Origin of the sequence: Streptomyces jumonjinensis, from assembly GCF_009600885.1 — a bacterium.
GTDB lineage: Bacteria > Actinomycetota > Actinomycetes > Streptomycetales > Streptomycetaceae > Streptomyces > Streptomyces jumonjinensis.
Genome location: NZ_VCLA01000043.1, coordinates 1 through 1,520, shown reverse-complemented (window position 1 = coordinate 1,520; position 1,520 = coordinate 1). Strand labels below are relative to the sequence as shown.

Sequence of the window (1,520 nt, the reverse complement as noted above, 5' to 3'; positions counted from 1 at the left end):
CATCCGGGTATCCGCGACCACCGCGAACGGCGCACCCAACCTCGACTACCTCGATGTGGAGTGACCATGCCGCGACCACCGGGGAGCAGAACCCCCCTCTCCCGTACCGCCGGAGCACGGCGCACCGCGCCCCTCCGCCGCGCCCTGGCACTCGCCCTCGCCCTGCCGCTGGCCGCCGCCGGGCAGCTCACCGACCCGCCCCCGGCCGCCGCCTCCGACAACGGACTCTCCATCCGGCCCGCCATGGGCTGGTCCAGCTGGAGCTTCGTACGCCGCTGGCCCACCGAGGCCAAGATCAAGGCCCAAGCGGACGCGATGCTCAGCAGCGGCCTCAAAGACAAGGGCTACATCCATATCAACCTGGACGACTTCTACCAGAAGTGCGACGCCAACGGCTTCATCGTCGACGACTACGGCCGCTGGGCCGTGGACGAGAAGAAATTCCCCTCCGGGATCAAAGCGCTCGCCGACTACATCCACGACAAAGGACTGAAGTTCGGCTTCTACGTCACCCCCGGCATCGCCAAGAACGCCGTCACCCGGAACACCCCCATCGAAGGAACCCCGTACCGGGCCAAGGACATCGCCGACACCAGCAAGCAGGAGAAGAACTACAACTGCAAGAACATGTACTACATCGACTACAGCAAGCCCGGCTCCCAGGAGTTCGTGAACTCCTGGGCCCGCCAGTTCGCGAGCTGGGGCGTCGACTACCTCAAGATCGACGGCGTCGGCAGCCACGACATCCCCGACGTCCGCGCCTGGGACAAGGCCCTGCGCGCCACCGGCCGGCCCATCAACTACGCCCTCTCCAACAATCTCGCCATCGCCGACGCGCCCACCTGGCGGCAGCTCGCCAACAGCTGGCGCACCCAGGGCGACGTCGAGTGCTACTGCGGACCGGGACCCAACGGCAGCGGCTACCCCCTCACCGACTGGGGCCACATCACCTCCCGCTTCACCAGCGCCGCCAACTGGCAGCAGTACGCGGGCCCCGGCGGCTGGAACGACCTGGACTCCCTCCAGATCGGCAACGGCGATCAGGTCGGACTCACCGCCGACCAGCGCCGCTCCCATCTGACCCTCTGGGCGATGGCCGCCTCACCGCTGCTCCTCGGCACCGATCTCACCGCGCTCAACACCACCGACACGGCGATGCTCACCAATGAGCGGCTCATCGCCGTCAATCAGGACGGCGTCGCGGCGAAGCGGATCGTGAACTCCGGCGCGAAACAGGTCTGGAGCAAACGCGAGGCCGACGGCGACCATGTCATCGCCCTCTTCAACACCGGCGCCTCCGGCAACCAGACCGTCAGCGTCACCTGGGCCCAGGCCGGCTTCACCGGCACCGCCCAGGTCACCGATCTCTGGTCCGGCCGGGACGGCGGAGCGGTCGCCGACTCCTACAGCGTCACCCTGCGACCGGGCGAGACCCGGCTGATCCGCGCTGCTCCGGCCGCCGGGAACACCGTCCGCCATGAGGCCGAGAACGCCTCCTACACCGCTGGTTCGACGGTGGA

General features: G+C 68.2%; 1 protein-coding gene. It reads left to right on the top strand.

All coding sequences use genetic code 11. The annotated features are described in order from the left end of the window. Nucleotides 1-66: 66 nt before the first annotated feature. Nucleotides 67-1,520: glycoside hydrolase family 27 protein (locus FF041_RS05850; RefSeq protein WP_153521325.1), on the top strand; the 1,454-nt coding region annotated here is incomplete at its 3' end.